This window comes from Streptomyces violaceorubidus, from assembly GCF_000717995.1.
Taxonomy (GTDB): Bacteria; Actinomycetota; Actinomycetes; order Streptomycetales; family Streptomycetaceae; genus Streptomyces; species Streptomyces violaceorubidus.
Map to the genome: position 1 here is coordinate 1 of NZ_JODM01000119.1, position 1,558 is coordinate 1,558.

At 74.9% G+C, this 1,558-nt stretch carries 1 protein-coding gene; it reads right to left on the minus strand.

The genetic code is table 11. From position 1 onward, the window contains the following. Window positions 1–1,558, minus strand: a 1,558-nt coding sequence (locus IE94_RS0134265; RefSeq protein WP_030192340.1) for a beta-ketoacyl reductase, incomplete at both ends; no start/stop codon positions are given.

Here is a 1,558-nt window from a genome sequence, read left to right on the forward strand (position 1 = left end):
GTAGGTGGCGAGGAGGGCCTGTGCCTCGATGGGGTCGCCGAGGCTGGTGCCGGTGCCGTGGGCCTCGACCGCGTCGACGTCCGCGCCGGTCAGCCCGGCACTGGAGAGGGCCTGGCGGATGACCCGCTGCTGGGCGGGTCCGTTGGGCGCGGTGAGGCCGTTGCTCGCGCCGTCCTGGTTCACCGCGCTGCCGCGCACCACCGCCAGCACCGGGTGGCCGTTGCGCCGGGCGTCGGACAGCCGCTCCAGCAGCAGGACGCCCGCGCCCTCGCCCCAGCCGGTGCCGTCCGCGGAGTCCGCGAACGCCTTGCACCGCCCGTCGCGGGCCAGACCCCGCTGCCGGCTGAACCCGATGAAGGTGCCGGGCGTGGTCATGACGGTCACGCCCCCGGCGAGCGCCAGCGAGCACTCCCCGTTGCGCAGCGACTGCACCGCCAGATGCAGGGCGACCAGCGAGGAGGAACAGGCGGTGTCGACGGTGATGGCCGGGCCTTCCAGGCCGAGGTGGTACGCCACCCGGCCGGAGGCGATGCTGCCCGAACTGCCGGTGCCGACAAAGGCCTCCAGACCCTCCGGTACCTCGGTGACCTGGGTGCCGTAGTCGTGGTACATGACTCCGGCGAAGACGCCCGTGCGGCTGCCGCGCAGGGCCCGCGGGTCGATGCCGGCCCTCTCCACGGCCTCCCAGGAGAGCGCTTCGGTGTCCCAGCCGCGGTCGTCGGGGAACCCGGAGATCGCGTCGGCGCCGGAGTGCACAAGCCGCCACAGGTCCTCCGGGGTGTGCACCCCGCCCGGATAGCGGCAGGCCATGGCCACGACGGCCACCGCGTCCCCGTCCTGGTCGGCTTGCCGTGCCGGGCCGGCCACGGGGCCGGGCTCGTCGCCCACGGCCTCGGTGACGATGTGCCGGGCCAGTTCGACCGGGCTCGGGTGGTCGAACACCAGCGTGGCGGGCAGCCGCATCCCGGTGGCCGAGGCCAGCCGGTTGCGCAGCTCGATACCGGTCAGCGAGTCGAACCCCAGCTCCCTGAAGGTGAGTTCGGCCTCGACACCGTCCGCGCCCGCATATCCGAGGATCGCGGCGGTGTGCTCCCGCACCAGGCCGAGCACGACCTCCACGCGCTCGGCGGGCTCCAGCTCGCCCAGCCGGGCCGCCAGGGACCGGTCCTGCCGCCGCGCCCCCTCCCGCGCGGCGGCACGGCGCGCGGGGCGGCGGACCAGCCCGCGCAGCAACGCCGGTACGGGCTCCCCGTCGAGGGACCGCCCCAGGGTCCCGACATCCAGCCGGATCGGCAGCAGATGCGCCTCGCCCGACGTGCACGCCGCGTCGAACAACGCCAGCCCCTCGGCCGCGGACAGCCCGGACACCCCGTGGCGGGTGATGCGGTGGAGGTCGGTGTCGGTGAGGTTGCCGGTCATGTTGCTGCGGTCTTCCCACAGGCCCCAGCCGAGGGAGAGCGCTGGTTGGCCGTGGGTGTGGCGGTGGTGGGCGAGGGTGTCGAGGAAGGTGTTGGCGGCGGCGTAGGCGGCCTGTCCGGGTCCGCCGAAGGCGGCGGCT